Origin of the sequence: Alteromonas sp. CNT1-28 (assembly GCF_022348345.1) — a bacterium.
Classification (GTDB): Bacteria; Pseudomonadota; Gammaproteobacteria; order Enterobacterales; family Alteromonadaceae; genus Alteromonas; species Alteromonas macleodii.
In genome coordinates this window covers 1-1,832 of the sequence record NZ_JAKREZ010000081.1, presented here as the reverse complement: position 1 = coordinate 1,832, position 1,832 = coordinate 1, and the positions used below count along the sequence as shown (strand labels likewise).

General features: G+C 40.6%; 2 protein-coding genes. One reads left to right on the top strand and one right to left on the bottom strand.

Going from position 1 to position 1,832, the window contains the following annotated elements; all coding sequences use genetic code 11:
• Positions 1 to 108: 108 nt before the first annotated feature.
• Positions 109 to 699, top strand: a complete 591-nt coding sequence (locus tag MHN02_RS21340) for a HipA domain-containing protein (RefSeq protein WP_239247953.1) — start codon at positions 109 to 111, stop codon at positions 697 to 699.
• Between the two features lie 39 nt (positions 700 to 738).
• Here the strand turns inward: MHN02_RS21340 and MHN02_RS21750 are convergent, their stop codons facing one another.
• Positions 739 to 870 carry a hypothetical protein gene (locus tag MHN02_RS21750; RefSeq protein ID WP_262385800.1) on the bottom strand — a complete coding sequence of 44 codons (132 nt, stop codon included), beginning with the start codon at positions 868 to 870 and terminating at the stop codon, positions 739 to 741.
• Positions 871 to 1,832 lie beyond the last annotated feature (962 nt).

Below are 1,832 nucleotides of genomic sequence, written 5' to 3'. Positions count from 1 at the left end.
GAAGTCTAAAATGAAAGGTAACCCAGCTCCACAAGCCATTAACGGCGAGGTTTGTAGCGATTTATGTTACTTTAGAGGGGAAAATCCCTAGAACCCCAAAAAGCGCTGGTGGTTGAACGGTTTGATAGGCAGCAAGGTGAGGACGGCCTAATATACCGACTTACTCAAGAAGACATGTGCCAAGCGCTTGGTAGGGCTGGCCAGTCAAAGTATGAAGCAAATGGAGGTCCGGGTGCGAGTGAGATAGCCAATCTGCTTCGCTTTAGTACTGATAGCGAAAATGACATGTATCAGTTCTTTCTTGCGCAATATGTATTTTGGCTGTTAATGGGTATTGATGGCCACGCAAAGAACTTCAGTGTTTACCTTGACCATACTGGCCATTGGCTCACCCCGCTTTACGACGTGATTTCAGCGCATCCATTCAGAAATCAATTCAGACGCAAGGAACTGCGGATGGCCATGAAGGTAATGTCTAAAAATAATCATTACATCTGGGCAGACATTCAAATGAGACATTGGAAGTCACATGCAGCTAAGACGTTCTTAAATGATGAGTTGGCTATGGGTTACATTGAAGCACTTAACGCGGATGTTGATGTTGCTTTGAGTAAAACCTTTGCTGATGCTTCTGAAGACTTCGACAAAAAGACTGGGGATCTGATAGCTGAAGGCGTGTTGTCCAAAGTGAGAATATAAAAATGGGGGCTATCCGGCCCCCACTAATGCAGTATCCTACTAGCTCTTACGCTTTATAGGGATACGCCACGCTTTATACCCATAATCATGAGCATCTAACATCTCTGTACTGTTTTTCTTGCGTCTAAAGCGACAAAACACGTAGTTACCTTCAATGTAATTACCACTCATAGCTCGAACCCTCCAGTAACGGTGGGTTTGTCACACACCAAAGGTTCAAACTCAGAATGTGTACAGATGTTGCCATATTTATGAGGACATGGCGTGTCCTTAAATCTTAATAAAGCCATTATTTAGCTCCTAACTTAAAGTAATTAGGAACTCATTGAAATCCTTATTAAAGCCGCCAGGGCCTGCAAAAGGTTCTATAAATATGTAATGTTGAAGTACAAATTTACTTGTTAACTCTCTTGATTTTTTATAGCCATTTACGATACTTTGAGCATGAAGATGTCCAATGCCGATTGATAATCTTCATGGGTCCATTTACTAAACAATGAGTCCCGATTCAGAGAGGCCAGTTGCCGCTGGCCTTTCGGTTCCCAACCCTAGAAAGCCACAGCGCTTACACCCTGTACGAATTTCCAGCGTCAAAAACAAGATAGTGAGGTTTTTGTCTTAATGCAACCCAATACCTGGTGGTATTTTGAGCACTCAAACTGGCATGAAATTTATGTTAGTAACAACTAACTTATTAGCGTTATACAAGCGTAAAATGCCCGGAATGCAAGCACTTATAGTTATTTCTAGGACATAAAAATAAATTTATTCTTAAAAAAGCGTTTTTATAAAAACACGACATATGGTGTTCAAAATTTAAGTAAAACAGCACATGTAGTGTTAAAGCTGATGAAATCACGTTGAGTTCATAAGTGTAAAAGTAACCGGCTTAGTGGGTGGATGGGCTTTACAAGAATCAACAATACACCATAATGTCGATAACAATATCCCAAGATGTAAGTTATACCCAACGCGTTCTATAGAATAAAAGAAGGTGAGTTTGTTAGACAGCTGGAAACTCAATCCATCACAAAGGGGTTCTAGGGATTTTCCCCTCTAAAGTAACATAAACCGCCATACTCATTATATTTAAAGGCTTACAAAGGTGGGTTACTTCTCCAAAGTATGGCAAA